This window comes from [Limnothrix rosea] IAM M-220 (assembly GCF_001904615.1).
In the GTDB taxonomy this organism is placed as follows: Bacteria; Cyanobacteriota; Cyanobacteriia; order Cyanobacteriales; family MRBY01; genus MRBY01.
Genome location: NZ_MRBY01000001.1, coordinates 1 through 15,081, shown reverse-complemented (window position 1 = coordinate 15,081; position 15,081 = coordinate 1). Strand labels below are relative to the sequence as shown.

Annotated in this window: 14 protein-coding genes; 4 read left to right on the top strand and 10 right to left on the bottom strand. The window is 45.0% G+C overall.

From position 1 onward, the window contains the following. Positions 1 to 409: 409 nt before the first annotated feature. The gene (locus tag NIES208_RS00595; protein WP_075888663.1) at positions 410 to 1,189 is read left to right on the top strand and encodes a pseudouridine synthase; all 780 of its coding nucleotides are present in this window, start codon (positions 410 to 412) and stop codon (positions 1,187 to 1,189) included. Next, positions 1,186 to 2,031 (top strand): helix-turn-helix domain-containing protein, encoded by an 846-nt coding sequence (locus NIES208_RS00590; RefSeq protein ID WP_075888661.1) that lies wholly within the window; start codon positions 1,186 to 1,188, stop codon positions 2,029 to 2,031. The genes NIES208_RS00595 and NIES208_RS00590 overlap by 4 nt, the downstream gene beginning before the upstream one ends. Before the next feature lie 241 nt (positions 2,032 to 2,272). Here the strand turns inward: NIES208_RS00590 and rsmI are convergent, their stop codons facing one another. Next, positions 2,273 to 3,121: a 16S rRNA (cytidine(1402)-2'-O)-methyltransferase gene (gene rsmI / locus NIES208_RS00585; protein ID WP_075888659.1), complete on the bottom strand. Its 849-nt coding sequence runs from the start codon at positions 3,119 to 3,121 to the stop codon at positions 2,273 to 2,275. A gap of 79 nt (positions 3,122 to 3,200) precedes the next feature. Between rsmI and NIES208_RS00580 the strand changes: the two genes are divergently transcribed. After that, entirely contained in the window at positions 3,201 to 4,076 is an 876-nt protein-coding gene (locus NIES208_RS00580) for a PfkB family carbohydrate kinase (protein ID WP_075888657.1), read from the top strand. Here the strand turns inward: NIES208_RS00580 and NIES208_RS00575 are convergent. Together NIES208_RS00575 and NIES208_RS00570 are read right to left on the bottom strand one after the other, a co-directional pair. After that, complete coding sequence (locus NIES208_RS00575; RefSeq protein WP_075888655.1) at positions 4,047 to 5,144, bottom strand: NAD(P)/FAD-dependent oxidoreductase; 1,098 nt, start codon at positions 5,142 to 5,144, stop codon at positions 4,047 to 4,049. The two genes, NIES208_RS00580 and NIES208_RS00575, sit on opposite strands and share 30 nt — an antisense overlap. A gap of 3 nt (positions 5,145 to 5,147) precedes the next feature. Then, complete coding sequence (locus NIES208_RS00570; RefSeq protein ID WP_075888653.1) at positions 5,148 to 6,071, bottom strand: class I SAM-dependent methyltransferase; 924 nt, start codon at positions 6,069 to 6,071, stop codon at positions 5,148 to 5,150. A gap of 209 nt (positions 6,072 to 6,280) precedes the next feature. On the opposite strand from NIES208_RS00570, the gene NIES208_RS00565 reads away from it, so the two are divergent. Beyond that, positions 6,281 to 7,777 carry a glycoside hydrolase family 13 protein gene (locus NIES208_RS00565; protein WP_075888651.1) on the top strand — a complete coding sequence of 499 codons (1,497 nt, stop codon included), beginning with the start codon at positions 6,281 to 6,283 and terminating at the stop codon, positions 7,775 to 7,777. 22 nt (positions 7,778 to 7,799) lie between these two features. Here the strand turns inward: NIES208_RS00565 and NIES208_RS00560 are convergent, their stop codons facing one another. From NIES208_RS00560 to NIES208_RS00530, 7 genes are all read right to left on the bottom strand, one after another. Next, the gene (locus NIES208_RS00560) at positions 7,800 to 8,885 is read right to left on the bottom strand and encodes a glycosyltransferase family 4 protein (RefSeq protein ID WP_075888649.1); all 1,086 of its coding nucleotides are present in this window, start codon (positions 8,883 to 8,885) and stop codon (positions 7,800 to 7,802) included. Between the two features lie 41 nt (positions 8,886 to 8,926). Continuing rightward, a complete protein-coding gene (locus tag NIES208_RS00555) occupies positions 8,927 to 10,174 on the bottom strand; it encodes a glycosyltransferase family 4 protein (RefSeq protein ID WP_084176486.1) in 1,248 nt (415 codons plus the stop codon). A 52-nt stretch (positions 10,175 to 10,226) separates the two neighbouring features. After that, positions 10,227 to 11,111: a glycosyltransferase family 2 protein gene (locus tag NIES208_RS00550; protein WP_075888645.1), complete on the bottom strand. Its 885-nt coding sequence runs from the start codon at positions 11,109 to 11,111 to the stop codon at positions 10,227 to 10,229. Continuing rightward, positions 11,108 to 11,668 carry an acyltransferase gene (locus NIES208_RS00545; protein ID WP_075888643.1) on the bottom strand — a complete coding sequence of 187 codons (561 nt, stop codon included), beginning with the start codon at positions 11,666 to 11,668 and terminating at the stop codon, positions 11,108 to 11,110. Before NIES208_RS00545 ends, NIES208_RS00550 begins: the two co-directional genes overlap by 4 nt. Positions 11,669 to 11,676: 8 nt before the next feature. Then, positions 11,677 to 12,633 (bottom strand): glycosyltransferase family 2 protein, encoded by a 957-nt coding sequence (locus tag NIES208_RS00540; protein ID WP_075888641.1) that lies wholly within the window; start codon positions 12,631 to 12,633, stop codon positions 11,677 to 11,679. 15 nt (positions 12,634 to 12,648) lie between these two features. Then, the gene (locus NIES208_RS00535) at positions 12,649 to 13,830 is read right to left on the bottom strand and encodes a glycosyltransferase family protein (protein ID WP_171971681.1); all 1,182 of its coding nucleotides are present in this window, start codon (positions 13,828 to 13,830) and stop codon (positions 12,649 to 12,651) included. Positions 13,831 to 13,959: 129 nt separating this feature from the next. Beyond that, the gene (locus NIES208_RS00530) at positions 13,960 to 14,952 is read right to left on the bottom strand and encodes a glycosyltransferase (protein ID WP_075888637.1); all 993 of its coding nucleotides are present in this window, start codon (positions 14,950 to 14,952) and stop codon (positions 13,960 to 13,962) included. Between the last annotated feature and the right edge of the window lie 129 nt (positions 14,953 to 15,081).

Here is a 15,081-nt window from a genome sequence, read left to right as displayed (position 1 = left end):
TGCGCGCTCATTATGTTTTTATTGCTTTAGTTCGGAATTTTTTATTAAAACCTAAATTAGTGGGCGATCGCCGCCCGCCACAACTAAATTATTTCTGTAATATTCAAAAAACCCCCATGCCCCTCACACCATGACAACCCCTGCGAAGGCAAAGGCTATGTGCCAATTCGCGACTGTGTCGGCAAAAGCCAATACGAATCAACCTGCCCCATGTGCGGTGGTACAGGCAAAACAGACTAACACAACCCCTTAGCACCGATTCACCCATCACATCATCACGAACCACAGCACGAACCCCATAAAAAACAAATTTAGTATCAAAAACCCACGTTCATGGCAACCGATGCCTGCTAAGATTTGTGAAGGCTAGTAAGAGAATCCCGAAAAAAGCAGTTTTGTCAATACCTAAATGGCGGAAAGAGTCCAAAAAATCCTTGCGCATTGGGGAATCGCTTCCCGACGTAGTGCAGAAAAAATGATTACCGCTGGACGTATTACGCTCAATGGCGTACCTGTCCAACTAGGTGACCGTGCTGATCCCAGCATCGACGAACTTTGTGTCGATGGCAAAAAAATCAGCCCCAGCCACCGTCCCCATAATCATTACTATCTGATTCATAAGCCAAAAGGAGTAGTCTCTACCTGTCGCGATCCCCGCGATCGCCCCACAGTTCTGACACTATTGCCTCAAAACTTACAGGAAGGACAAGGAATGCACCCCATTGGTAGACTTGATGCCCAATCTACTGGTGCCCTGCTGCTCACCAATGACGGTGATTTAACGCTCGCCCTCACCCATCCCCGCTATCATGTCAGCAAGCGTTATCGCGTTTGGCTAAAGGGTCGAGTTCCCGATAGCATCCTTACCCAGTGGCGTAATGGCGTAATGCTCGATGGCAGAAAAACTCTTCCGGCGGAAATTACGCTAAAAAAAGTTAACCAAGATAAAACTTGTGTTGATATTATGCTTACCGAAGGAAAAAATCGTCAGATCCGCCGTGTCGCCGAACAGCTTGGCTATCCCGTGATTAGTCTGCATCGTTTTGCCATCGGCGATATTCATTTAGGGAATCTCAAACGGGGTCAATCCCGTCCTCTGACGACCATCGAACTTCATCAACTCCAACAACATATTCACCCTCAAGCCTCACCAAAATTGCCCGTTTCGCACCGGGAGCATTCAGTATGAAGGAGACCACCTCGAATATTTTGATTCAGCAGCAAGAGCGCCTTACTGAAATCGGCAGTCTGCTCCAAAATGCCCGTCTTGCCAAAGGCTGGAGCCTTGCTTTTGTCGCGCGCCAAACAAAAATTCGTGCCACTCTGCTTCAACATATCGAAGAGGCAGCGCTGGATAGATTACCGGAACCTGTTTATATTCGGAGTTTGCTCCAACGCTATGGAGAATGCCTCGGTCTTGATGCCCAGGCGATCGCCTTGACATTTCCCATAGACGAAAATCCCCACGGTTGGAAATTACCTTTCTGGCAACGGCTATCACTACAGTTTCACCTCCGTCCAGTACACCTCTACGTCGTGTATTTGGTCGTTATCGTGACGACTGTACAGTCCCTTGCGAATAATCTGCGATCGCCACAACTCAGTCTTGATCCACAGTTAGAAACGCCCACCGAAGTTACGCCTGATACGCCTCCTATCCAAGCCCCTACCGCTCCCGTGCCGACCTCCCAAGCATCGGTTAATCCGGGCACAGCTTTAGTCGATAGTTTGCCAAAATCTATCACGAGCCCAGTAGAATCCGTTGTTGTCGATATTAAAACCCAAGAGTCGGCTTGGATGCGCGTCGAAGTCGATGGCGAAACAGCCTTTGAAGGGACATTACCGGAAGGAACCGAAAGGCAATGGGTTGTCGATGAAAGTATCAAAATTCGCACAGGTAATGCTGGTGCTGTCCTCATTACCATCAATAACGAAACACCTCAGCCCTTGGGTGAACCGGGCGCAGTGGAAGAGTTTACCTACCAAGCCCTTGCTGATGATGCAACGCGGATTGAACGAACGGCTTCTTAATAAAACCTGAGTTCGGTTTAAGCATGGTCTGGAATGACGACGCGGCGACAGGGAGAGCGAGGGATGGGGCGATTGTTCATCCAAAAATTCTAGGAGTCAAAAAATGCGCATTTGAATGTTTTACTCCCTCCCCGCGTCTCTCCTTCCCCGCGTCCCCCTCTCCCAATGTCCCTGTGTCTTCAAGGCATTCAGATCACTCCTTAACCCGAACTGACGTTAATAAGTGCCATCGACTGAAGAGTTAATTTTTGGAGTCGTTTAAGTTTCGACTGAGTTGATAGATACGCCGCTTGGGTATTTGTAATTCGTTGGCGAGTAAACGGCTAGCTTGGGATGGGCTAACGCCTGCATCAAGTTGTTTTTGAAGTTCTTCTAGAATCTCCGCATCGGTAATTTCTGTGGTTTCGGTGCGTGATTGACCTGCAACGATCAGCGTAAATTCTCCCTTGGGTGCTTGGGTTTGGTAGTGGGCGATCGCCCCCTGAATGGTTCCTCGCCAAAATTCTTCGTGGAGTTTCGTCAGTTCTCTAGCGCAGACAATGGGGCGATCGCCGCCAAAATAATCTTGAAATTCCTGCAGCGTTTTGAGGACGCGGTGGGGCGCTTCGTAGAAAACAATTGTTTTGGGTTCTGTTTTTAATTGCTCTAGCTGCTGTAAACGGAGCTTTTTTTTATTGGGTAAAAATCCGGCAAAGACAAATTGCTCTGGTGATAACCCCGATGCCACTAAGCCGGTGAGCACCGCACTCACACCCGGTATGGGAATTACGGTAATCCCTGCGGCGATCGCCGCAACGACAAGTTCATAGCCGGGATCGCTGATGCCCGGCATCCCCGCATCGCTCACAAGGGCGATCGCTGTGCCTGTCTGTAATTTTTCGATGAGCTGTCCCGACCGTTGTTGACGATTGTGGTCGTGGTAACTGATTTGGGGCGTTGTAATTTGAAAATGCTTCAGTAATTTTCCTGTGTGGCGCGTGTCTTCTGCGGCAATGAGATCCACGGCTTTCAAGGTGGCGATCGCCCGAAAGGTCATATCGTCGAGGTTCCCAATGGGAGTGCCGACTAGGTAGAGCGTGCCATCAGTCATAAGAGAATGCGGAATTTATACTATCTGCGAGCAATACTAGTTTAGTTCTAGAAACAAAAGTCATTTTAAAAATGTGGCAATGAAACACAGAGGATTATTTGTGGGGTTAATGACCGGGGATTTATTGTATTTAGCCCATCGTCCCCCCCAAGGGAATGAAAAAGTGCAGGCTCTAGACTATTGCTTTACGGCGGGTGGCCCGGCAACAAATGCGGCGATCGCCTGTCATCATCTCGGTTCAGGGGCGACTTTACTGAGTTTTTTAGGCGAGCAAACATTCGGTTTACTCCTTGGTGAGGAACTAAAAAAATACGGTCTTCAAATTATTGACACAGCTCAAAACAGCGCATATGAACCACCTCTTTCTTCGATTATCGTGACCAAATCCACAGGCGATCGCGCGGTTATTTCCCGCAATACCAAGGGATTTATTCCGCATAATTTTGAGCATTTAATGCCGCCTTTAGAGGATTTTGATGTGGTGTTAATTGATGGTCATTTGATGGAAATCGGCGCGGCGATCGCCCAGCAAAGTCGAGAAAAAAACATTCCGGTGGTGGTGGATGGCGGGAGCTGGAAACCCAACTTTGAAACGGTTCTCAAAAATACAGATTTTGCCATTTGTTCTAATAATTTTCTGCCGCCCAACTGTAAAACTCAAAATGAGGTTGTGGATTTTTTAAAAAATTTAGGGGTTAAATCAATCGCGATTACTCAAGGGCAAGATCCAATTCGCTGGTGGCAGGGCGATCGCCACGGTGAAATTCCAGTCCCAAAAACTAAAGTTGTGGATACGTTAGGGGCAGGCGACATTTTCCACGGCGCATTTTGCCATTACATTCTCCAACAAGACTTTGCAACAGCTTTGAGATCGGCAGCCGAGGTTGCCAGTTATGCTTGCCAATTTTTCGGGACGCGGCAATGGTTAACGGGGAATCGTTTCCGGAGCCAGTAGCCAGTCACAAATTTTCAGGGCAGTTGCCGGAGCCAGCAACACACCATTACGGTAATGTCCTGTTGCCAACAAAATATTTTGATAGCCCTGTAATGGCTGAATTACGGGTGCGCCTTGTCCTTCCGGACGGGGACGTTGACCAGACCAATGGCGCAAAATCTCCGCATTTTCCAGAGCCGGATAAAAGGCGATCGCCGCCTCCCATACTTTTTGAGCTAAGTCCTGATCTGCTGCCAAATTGCCTTCATCGTCAGGAAATTCCACCGTTGCACCCACCCAAAATTCGCCATCCCCTAAAGGCACAACATGAACATCGTTATAACTGACCACAGGCTGAAAATCAGGGGCTTGGTAATTGGGGATTTTCCCATGAAAGGCTTGTCCCAAAACAGGTTTCATCTGGAAGTCTGCCAGCAATGGTTTTGTAATTTCAAGGGAGCCTAACCCCGCCGAAATAATTAACCAATCACAGGAAAAAAGGCGATCGCCGGCCGTGACACTGACACAATTTCCCCCATCAAAATTTAATTTTGGGGACTCAATTTCAAAGGCTGTTTCAATACCCTTTTGCTGGGCAACTTCGAGTAAAGCTTGCACAAAAGGAACGGGTTGCACCTGAAAATCTTCGGGAGAATACACCGCACCAGCACAAATATTTTCGGTAATTTGCGGACAGGTTTCGTTAATGTTGCCTTGATCCCACAGCTCTAATTGCCATCCCCCATCGTGGCGTTTTTGTTGCAGATTTTCGAGCTTTGAAACATCGGTCTCTGCGTCAAACAGTTTTAAAATGCCGTCAGGATTGTGGGGAACAGGACATCCCGCTTGCTCTAATTCCTGCAACAACTCAGGAAAGCGTATCATACTCCGCCGCCGCAATTGCCATGCTCGACCCTTGGTTTTGCGGCTAATAATCCCCATCAAAACTCCGAGCGCTGCTCCCGTTGAACCCTGAGCTGGCGGCTGAGTATCGAGCAAAGTTACGTGAAATTCTGGGCGCAAACTCAACTCGTAGGCGATCGCCACCCCTACAACCCCAGCCCCTAAAATCACCACATTTTGGGTCATGGTTTAGCCTTTTACCTGAGCAATAACCGTACGATGGCGAGCGGTATTTTCTTCCAAATAGGGCGCATTAAACCCAGCTTTTACCAGCTCTGTTCCCACATCTAACGCAAAATATTGATCAAGATAGGGTTCGGTACTTTTCAACAGCGTCAAAATATAAGGCTTCATCGTGCGATACACTTCCGCCTGGGGATTCATGTCCATCATGGCAAAGTGACCACCGGGTTTGAGGATGCGTTTTGCTTCTCTAAAAATGGCGATCGCCGCGCTCTGGGGCAACTCATGAAACACCAAAGAACAAGAAACCAAGTCAACAGAATTGTCCGGCAAAGTCGTCGCTTCCCCTGCCGCATGGAGCCAAGTTAATTGCTTTTCAGCTTGAGCCGTACGATAACTTGCCACTGCGAGAAAATAGGGCGATAAATCAACCCCAGTCACCTGCGCGTCGGGAAAAAGTTCTTGCAATGCCTCTGTACTTAAACCAGCCCCACAGCCAATATCGACAATGGTTTCAGGAGCTTCGGGTAATTGTGCCTTGAGAATGTTGTGATAGCTCTCTCGCAATAGGCGATCGCCCTCAATTGTCGGCTCCCCAAACAAAGTAGAATGCACAGCTTTTGAGGCACATTCAACTTCTAACGCCGGTTCCCAACCGAGATTACCCTCATCGTAGGCGTGGAATGAAGTGGTGTAATAGTCGGGATATTTTAGATTAGAATTTGTGATTTTTTCCAGATCCGGCTGCCAATTGCGTTGTTGAAGTTCTGCAACCGTTTTCCGCCAAGGCACACCCAACTTTTCCGCCCGGGTAATCATCATGTGGCGAGCACGATTTTTCGCAAAGTCGGCAAGGGGACGCACCGATAAAATACGGTTCACTAATTTAGAACGAAAGTCAGTTTCCTTGGTAGGCGTACTTGCAGTCATAGCTTGTGGGGTATAAAGATTTTGGGCGAATTAAATTTTGAGCGAATTAAAGAATTTTTAAAATAAACCCTATTTTAAAGTTCCAGCCGTTGATTATTTTCTTTACGACAAAATGTTGCGAGATTTCCCAGAGGGCGATCGCCGCTACCGACTTGAATCTCTGGGAGCCTTCGTTACCCTAGACATTAGCTGTAAATGTAGGGTGAAATATGTCGATTCAGACACCAGATTGGGTTAAATCAGCGGTTTTCTATCAAATTTTTCCAGACCGTTTTGCCAAAGCCGAACCGCCCACTCCTTCGCCCGCGATGCAAGTGCCCCTTGAACCGTGGGAGAGTCCGCCAACGCTACAGGGTTATAAGGGTGGCAACCTCTGGGGCGTAATCGAAAAGCTGGATTATCTCAAAGATCTCGGCATTACAGCCATTTATCTCACACCAATTTTCCAGTCTGCTTGTAATCACCGCTACCACACCCACGATTACTATCAAGTTGACCCAATGTTAGGCGGCAATCGTGCCCTCAAAGTTTTGCTGGATGCGGCTCACAAACGGGGCATGAAAATTGTTTTAGATGGTGTGTTTAACCATGCTAGTCGCGGCTTTTTCTTTTTTAATGACATCCTCGAAAATGGCCCCCATTCTCCTTGGCTTGATTGGTTTCAGGTGACGGATTGGCCGGTGTCTGCCTATGACGGTAATTTTCCGGCGAATTATGTGGGCTGGGTTGATAATCGCTCGTTGCCCAAGTTTAATCATGAGAATCCACAGGCGCGGGAATATATTATGCGGGTCGGGGAATATTGGGCGGAGTTTGGTATCGATGGCTGGCGGTTGGATGTGCCGGAGCAAATTGAAGTGGAGGGCTTTTGGCAGGAGTTTCGCGATCGCCTCAAAAAAATCAATCCTGATCTTTATATTGTCGGCGAAATTTGGTTTGATGCCAGCCCGTGGCTGGACGGCACACAGTTTGATGGCGTAATGAATTATCTGTTTACCAGAGAGGCGATCGCCTTTGCGGGGGGCGAAAATATCGTGCCCGAACTGATGGAAAAACCTTTTCACCGTCAATATGAACCGATTAATGCCGCCGAATATGACCGTCGCATTCAGCATCTTTTGGGCTTGTACGATTGGGAAATTCAGCTCACCCAAATGAATCTTTTGTCGAGCCATGATGTTGCACGGTTGTTCACGGTTCTCGGCGGTGAAACTGAAAAACAAGGGGCGATCGCCACCGCCATTGCAGGCGTGAAATTGTGTGCGGTTTTGCTCATGACTTTTCCCGGTGCGCCCTCCATTTATTACGGTGATGAGGTGGGTTTAGGGGGCGGTATTGATCCCGATTGTCGGCGGGTTTTCCCCCGCGAAAACGATTGGCAACCGGACATTACCGAGTGTTATCGCGAGTTAATTCAGTTGCGACGGCGTTTCCCTGCGCTACAACGCGGTACTTACAAATTTCTGCTCGCAGAGGGCAAAGTTTACGGGTTTAGTCGTCAACTCCAAACAGAGAATTTTACCCAAACGATTCTCGTTTTTGTTAATGCTGGACTAGAAAATTATCACGGTAAAGTGTCGCTAGATTCTCTAGGAAAATTTGAGGCGATCGCCACCCTTTACGGTAACGGCAGTGAGCTAACGAAGAACCAACTTGCGCTGAAATTACCCGCCCGTGACAGCATGATCCTTGAACTCAAACAATGATTCATCCCTAAATTTACTAAATTTACGCCAGCACCTGACGAAACAAATTAGCCCAGCGTTCTGCCCCAACTTCCGGATACCAGTCAGCCGAATTTGCGTAGGACGCTTTGCTGGCAGCGGTTAATTTTTCTGGATTGCTAATGTAGGTCAGTAGAGCTTCGTAGAGTTTTGCCTGATTGCCTGCCTCAAAAATTATGCCGTTATCTTTGACAAGATCAGCTGCCGAACCGACCGCATCAGAACAAACAATCGGCAATCCCGCCCCAACAGCTTGATTCACAACGACACCCCAACCGTCGTAACGACTGGGCAAAACAAAAATGTCCGCTTCATTAAAAAATTTCGGTAGGGTTTCAGGGGCTTGAAATCCCTTGTAAATTACTTTTTCTTGGGTTTTTTCTGGAATCGCTGCCATAAATTCCGGCAGTTCAGCCTCACGACCGACAAGGGTTAATGTGGCGTTAAAACCTTGGTCAATAATTTGGGAAAAGGACTGTAGCAATAGATCAACGCCTTTGCGGGCAATCATCTGACCACAAAAGAAAATATTAATGGGGTCTCTGGGACGTTGGGGAATATTATCTTGAAAGTTTCTGAGGGTGCAGTAGTACGGAATGGGATGAACGGGCATGTTGGGATAACGCTGTTTGTAGTCTTCTACGGCAGCAGCACCAATGGCAGCGATCGCCTGACAATTACTAAGAGAATCAGCAAAGTTTTTTTGCATTTTTCCTTTTACGCCGGTTGCAGCACCGACTATTTTTTCACCCCAAAACACACAGGGAATTTTGCCAGCTTGGGTACGGAGAATCCATTGGGATACCGAGCTTTGATAGCCATTGAGTACAACCACATCGGTGTCGGCAAAATTTGGCAAATGCCAGTTTATATGGAAGCGCGAGGAACCCCACCGCAGATCTTTACCGGGTAAAACGGATTCATAAGCTTGCAATTCTTTTTGCGGCCATGGCGAGTCATCCACCGTCATTTCGAGGTACTTCACCTGCAAATCAATATCAGGGCGGGCGGCGATCGCCGCAAATAAATCCCGCTGATAGGGCGAGGGCAAAATTGAATAAAACGTGGCTCGAATGGGTGACTGGCTCATAAATTGATGGAATACCGCGCTGTTATTTTATCGGAGAATTCTCAGGCTGATACAGTGAGTTTTTGGAGGGATTGACTTAAATATTCAAGGGAAAATTGCGGTTTCGGTTGAATAGCATCAGCAAATTTTTGTAAAAGCTCTGGTTGGGATTTCAGTTGCAGGAGCGATCGCCGAATTTCTTCGCCACTAACATCCGATAAAACAACCCCATCCTCACCATCTGTCACCACATCACCACAACGATTTGAGGCAATAATTGGCAGTTGCCAAGCTTGGGCTTCTAGCTGAGTGAGGCCAAAACCATCGGATAAACTGGGAAATAAAAACACATCCGCTTGTCGGTAATAATTTGCGGTTTCACTACGGGGCACTGAGCCGACCCAGTGAATATTTTTTCGATTGTGAAATTCTTCTGGAATATTAATTTGTTGGCTGCCCACAAACCAAAACTCAATGGTTTCATCGTCAACCAATGGGGCGATCGCCTCTAAACAAGCCCGAATCCCTTTCCGCAGCGTAATTAATCCTAAAAATAAAACCCGTAGAGGTCGCTCTTTCGTAAATTGCGCCGGATACTTTCGTGTAAAATCATCAACATTTTTAGGGGCTTGATAAACTAGCGGCACAACCTTAATTTTCGTCTCCTCAACACCACCTTTAACTAATAATTTTTTCGACCATTCAGAATTCACTAAAATACGATCACTTAGCTCACATTCCAGTTGCCAATCTTGCCAATATTTTTGCGGTACAGGCTGCCAATCAGGAGCAAGAGTTTGGTCTTTTTGAAATTCCTCAATAACGATTTTTTCCTCTTCAACTCCGGGATCAATTTGACCTAAAATAGTTTGCCAGCCTTGGGATTTTGCATATTTAAAAATTTCTAATGCCGCATAACTATAGGAAAATAAAATCTTTTTGTGGTGAGGATTTTGACTTGAGAGTTGCTTGAGCTTTTTGATAATTTGTCCTTGATACCAATTGTTCCGAGAAATCATTCTCGGCCAAGATTCAGTTCTTTGTAAACGTTGCTGTACTTCAAATAAAATCAGTTGATTGGTAAAGCTATAAACTTCAGTATTTGATAGGTTAGGATGGTGGCGATCGCCCAAACTTTTTAAACTACTAACCGGAATTTTTTTCACTAGAGACTCAGGCTGTACCCAAGCATCCGTCAGCAAAGCTCCTAGTTGACCCGCTTGCTTTAAGGCTCTAGGAATTGAGTAATGTTCCCTTGCCCCAAGCTGACAACAGAACCATGTTGTATCATTTTTTGTTGGGTGTGTCACAGATAAATCCAATGCGCTAAAAGATCAAAAATAGTGATTAAACCTAAGCTATTTAAGTAATTTTTTCAGGAATCGGTTGACGTTTTAATCTCAAAAAGTCATTTAAACTATTTGCTTTAACGACAGCGCGATATTGACGATTATCAAATACTAGGCTTGGAATATTGATCAGTCCTTTGCCAATCCCTGCAAAACGATTATTCCGGATTAGCCACAAAATACGACTTACTGTCTGACCAATACCAATCCACCACAGTAATACAGGATATCTTAAATAGGTCAATAAAATTTGATTGCTAATGCTCGCTGCTGTAATTTTCGGATTACCATGACGCGCTAAATTTGTATCATGAAAAACCCTCAACCAAGGACTCACCAAAACACGCCAACCTTGGTCGTATAAACGCAAAGATAAATCGACTTCTTCCATGCCATAGGCGACAGGTAGCTCAACATAACCCCCCGTATTAAGAAATAATTCTCTGCGATAGGCACAACCGCAACCCACAAAAGAATGTTCCCATTGAGCTTCATGACGTTCCGGCAAAATGGTTTCATCTCTGTGATAAATTGCTGCGCCAATCACTGCTGCTTTTGGATATTTTTCAAACAGACTTAATAGCCGTGCAAAATAGTCTTTGTCTAGGGGATAAGAATCATCATCAAAACTCGCAATAATGTTATGTTTTGCTTTTTTTATGGCCTTATTCCGACCTCCTCCCGGCCCCACGCGGCGATCGCCTTCAATAATCACAATATCTATCGAGTCGTAGTTTAGCTTGTCAAGGACTGGTTTAGTCACCGTTTCACCGTAGTCAATGTGCACCACAATCTCCGCTGGCTGGGGATCGCAGGCGACAATCTTTTCGATGGCAACCACCAAATCATCGGGTCGCTTGTAAGTTGGGATGACCACACTGATATCGCAAATCGTCATTTTTCCTGACCCTTTATCCGTAATACTTTTGCTGGATTGCCGACGGCGATCGCCTGCGCCGGGATATCTTTTGTGACCACACTGCCAGCACCCACAACCGCGTCATCACCAATATTTACACCCTTGAGAATCGTGACATTTGCCCCAATCCAAACGCGATCGCCAATAATGGTTTCTTTAGAGATTAACTCTTGTTCCAGTGGTGCTAACGCCGGGTCTAAACCATGGTCATGGTCGGTAATGTAGCAACCAGGTCCAAAACCGCAATTTTTGCCAATCACAATTAATTTTGCAGCATCAAAAAAACAATGGCGGTTGATATAGGTTTGCGCACCGATTTGAATTTTAGGTTTATCCGTTTTTTCACCACTACACAGTAACGTTACACCTCGATCTAAGGCACAATTTTCATGAATTTCAATATCATCAAAATTACGCGGAATCTCAATAGTTTGCAGCCGTGAATAGCCAGATAAATGGACTCCCCGTAGCTTGTAATAGTTATTCCGGTAACGGGACAATAAACCAGTATAAATTCGCTCTAACAAATCAATCATTATTCATTTCAGCTCGGCGAATGTTTTTGGGTTTTAGTAGAATTTAAAATTTCAAATAACCCTGCAATTTTTCCCGATACAACGGCCGGTAAATCCTTAACATTTCCTTGGGAACCAAATAACGCAGCAATAGAAAAAAGCTGAAGGAGAGTTAATTTAAAATAATCAGATAATTGCCGACGCTCTAGAATTTTAGTCATGACAAAGTGACGATTCACCAAATCCATTTGCGCCAAAACTTTCTGGCTATTTTTATGATCACCCGGCTGACTATCATGGAAAATCCTTGCTGTTCGAGCATTCAACAACTGCCACTTTTTTCCCACTGTCAAAGATAAAGTGACATCTTCCATGAGAGAATAACCCCTAAAATTTGAAGGGAATAAAGGTTCTGGCAAGGCTTCGCGACGATATAAAACGCAGGTGGTATTTAACCAGTCAACGGGTACAACTTCGGGTAGTTCTTCTCTATCTTCTGGCAACAAATTTAGCGCAGGGCCAAGACATTGTCCGGCATAACTTTCTCGCTTTTGACCTGACAAAATCTCGTAGAGCAGACGGCTAATGCGACCGGGCGGCGTATATTTTTGATTGGTAATCATGGCGTTAACGCCACCTACTTTTGGATCTGAATGGAGGGCTGTCCATAGTCGCTGTAGGCATTCGGGCTCTAGTAGAATATCGTCATCTAGTAGCCAAATCACTTCTTGGGTTGCTTCGGCGATCGCCTGATTTCGTTGCACCGCAGCCCCAAGCTTATCAGCACGAAAATACCGAATTTTAGTCTCCAAATTAGCAATCTTTTCACGACAGACTACTGCCGTAGATTCATCATCCGAGCCATCCACTACCACGATTTCATCGGGCTGAACCGACTGTTGCCCAAGACTTTCCAAGGTTCTGCGGAAAACCACTGCACGATTACGAGTTGGAATCAGTGCCGATATTGGCAAAATTTCAGCCATCACAAGCTCCAAACATTAACTAAGCCCAATCTTACTAAAAAGTTCTCGAAAACGATTTTCCCAAGTATGGTCTCGCAAAGCCCGCTCATATCCTGCATTCCGCAACTTTTCTGCCGCATCTGGATGTTCTAGATAAAATTTTGTTTTTTCCACCAGTTCTTCAGGGGAGCTATAGGTGTCAATTTCTTTGCCGATTTCATAAAACTCAGTAATTTCATCGGTATAGCCCGTCAGATAACAACTCCGGCATAAAGGTGCTTCAAAATCCCGCAAACGTACATGGGGAATCAACCCAGAACCCGGACGACCATTGCCCCAGACATTACTAAAATTTAGCACCACTTCATAGGACGAAAAAGTCTCAGGAATACTCTCCGCAAAGCCCTTTGCCGAACTGGTTAATTTGGCAATGAGCTGCTGATTTTGTTGACGATAAAGAAATTGTTCAAAAACATTAGCCCAGCCTTTGATTAAGCCGCGCTCATTTAATGTTTCACTAATAACATTGAGGTAACTTTTTAATCCCCCTAGTTGCGGAATTTCACGACCTAAATAGGAGCCTGTTGGTATTGCATCCTGCGGTTCGATAGAAGGTTCTTTGGGTTTTGGGGGGGCGATCGCCGCCTCATTTTCAGGAGGAGTCCAGCCCCAACTATTCCCATAAATATCTACCGGCACCTGATTATCCACTAAAGCCGCCAGATACATCGCCCGATCCGCATACCGCTGACCCACAAAACAAGCCTTTTTAGTACGTTTGCTGACCGCTACCGGAGCATACAAATCCGGATTACCTCCCATTTGCACCCAAATCGGATTTGCTCCGACACTCAAATATGAATCCCGCGCATGCTTTTCTGCATGCCAAGCAAAATCTACTGCTGCTGAAATTTCTTCAACAAGCTCAAACTGATAAATGCTATTGCAGTAAAAGTTGACAATAGGAATGCCTAATTTTTTTATTTCATCGAAGCCACTTGGATCAAAATGAGAATCGTAAAAATAACTGAGAAACAGATCGATACCCTGCTGTTGATGAACTGTTTTAACCTCATTAATTATTTGTTCCGTGAGCTTTGAGCGCATCGCCAACTCTTCCGAAGTAAAAGGCTTTTTTACCCCCATAAAATGGCTAGCCGGTAATAAGTCAACAGCTGAGATAACAACTTCATAGCCCAAATTTTCCAGAGCAGGCACAAAATTATCTATCCATAATTTTCCATAATAAAAGCGAGGGTTTAATGAATGTTGAATTGCAAGATAAATTCTTTTCATTTAGCAATTTTAATAACTCGAATTTATAGAAAGCATACATCTCCGAGCATATTATTTAGACTGTTTTTTTTCAATATGGTATTTGCTCTTATCTTCGAATAGATATGCAAAAGAGCTTTCGACTCTTCCATAGGTTTCAAAAATTTGAATGTACCTCTTATTGCCGATATTTTTCCCTAACAACATATCTTTTATCAGCCATGCCATGGAGCGTTTACCAAGATTAAATAGATCTTTCGTTAGATTTAGAGCTTGAGTCCCTACGGAGACTTCACCATATGAATATAAAGCTCGCAGTTGTGCACTACTCCTCGATATATTGCGATGTAACTGACAAAGGTAGGAGACTGTCATTCTCTTTTCTGGGATTTCGTGGGTAGCACCTAAGTTTGGAGAATACCAAAGTTCCCATCCTTGATTTTTAATCCTAAAAAAAATCTCCGTGTCCTCACCGGAGGTTAAATTTTTTCCTGTTCGTCCTATGAGGACAGGGTTTTCAATCCAACCCGATTCATACAAGGCTTTTCTACGACAAGCAAATGTTGCTCCAACGAGATAGATATTTCCTTTACCAGACCAAGCTTCTAGTTCCTCTGAGCCGAAGTCCATACGACAAAGAACGGTTTCACACATTTGTACAGTCGGTGTTGGAGGAACTAGATATTTTAGGGCAATGCGACCGCCGACTAGGCCGGCTTTGGGATGATTGTGAAAAAATCTGAGGGCTTCTTTACACCAGTTTGGCTTTTGGCGAATATCATCATCTACATAAATTAAAAATTCTCCTTTTGCTTTTTTTGCTCCAGTGATTCTGGCGTATCCAACTCCTTGCTTTTTTTCTAAAACATAATTTATGTTGACGAATTTACTAGTCTGCTGAAATTCTTCAACAACTTTCTTTGTTTCGTCTATGGAGTTGTTATCAACGACGATTAGTTCTACAGAGTTAATATCTGTATAGTCTTGATTCAGAATAGATAAAATACACCCTGACAGGAGCGAGGCATTATTATAGGTACAAATGATGTATGAAACGTCAGCCATAAACTTACTCTGTGAAATGTAAAGGTCAGGAAAATATTTTTCTTTTCAAGGAAGCTACTGTTTCTGCAACTTTACAGGGTAATCGCATCAAAATAAAAGACAGGAAAGGGGTAAAGTAAAGGAGCTTAT

What these genes read in the sequence shown, in the direction of transcription:
- NIES208_RS00595 (WP_075888663.1), top strand. Translation starts at nt 410, where the DNA reads ATGGCGGAAAGAGTCCAAAAAATCCTTGCGCATTGGGGAATCGCTTCC.
- NIES208_RS00590 (WP_075888661.1), top strand. Translation starts at nt 1,186, where the DNA reads ATGAAGGAGACCACCTCGAATATTTTGATTCAGCAGCAAGAGCGCCTT.
- rsmI (WP_075888659.1), bottom strand. Translation starts at nt 3,121, where the DNA reads ATGACTGATGGCACGCTCTACCTAGTCGGCACTCCCATTGGGAACCTC.
- NIES208_RS00580 (WP_075888657.1), top strand. Translation starts at nt 3,201, where the DNA reads ATGAAACACAGAGGATTATTTGTGGGGTTAATGACCGGGGATTTATTG.
- NIES208_RS00575 (WP_075888655.1), bottom strand. Translation starts at nt 5,144, where the DNA reads ATGACCCAAAATGTGGTGATTTTAGGGGCTGGGGTTGTAGGGGTGGCG.
- NIES208_RS00570 (WP_075888653.1), bottom strand. Translation starts at nt 6,071, where the DNA reads ATGACTGCAAGTACGCCTACCAAGGAAACTGACTTTCGTTCTAAATTA.
- NIES208_RS00565 (WP_075888651.1), top strand. Translation starts at nt 6,281, where the DNA reads ATGTCGATTCAGACACCAGATTGGGTTAAATCAGCGGTTTTCTATCAA.
- NIES208_RS00560 (WP_075888649.1), bottom strand. Translation starts at nt 8,885, where the DNA reads ATGAGCCAGTCACCCATTCGAGCCACGTTTTATTCAATTTTGCCCTCG.
- NIES208_RS00550 (WP_075888645.1), bottom strand. Translation starts at nt 11,111, where the DNA reads ATGACGATTTGCGATATCAGTGTGGTCATCCCAACTTACAAGCGACCC.
- NIES208_RS00545 (WP_075888643.1), bottom strand. Translation starts at nt 11,668, where the DNA reads ATGATTGATTTGTTAGAGCGAATTTATACTGGTTTATTGTCCCGTTAC.
- NIES208_RS00540 (WP_075888641.1), bottom strand. Translation starts at nt 12,633, where the DNA reads ATGGCTGAAATTTTGCCAATATCGGCACTGATTCCAACTCGTAATCGT.
- NIES208_RS00530 (WP_075888637.1), bottom strand. Translation starts at nt 14,952, where the DNA reads ATGGCTGACGTTTCATACATCATTTGTACCTATAATAATGCCTCGCTC.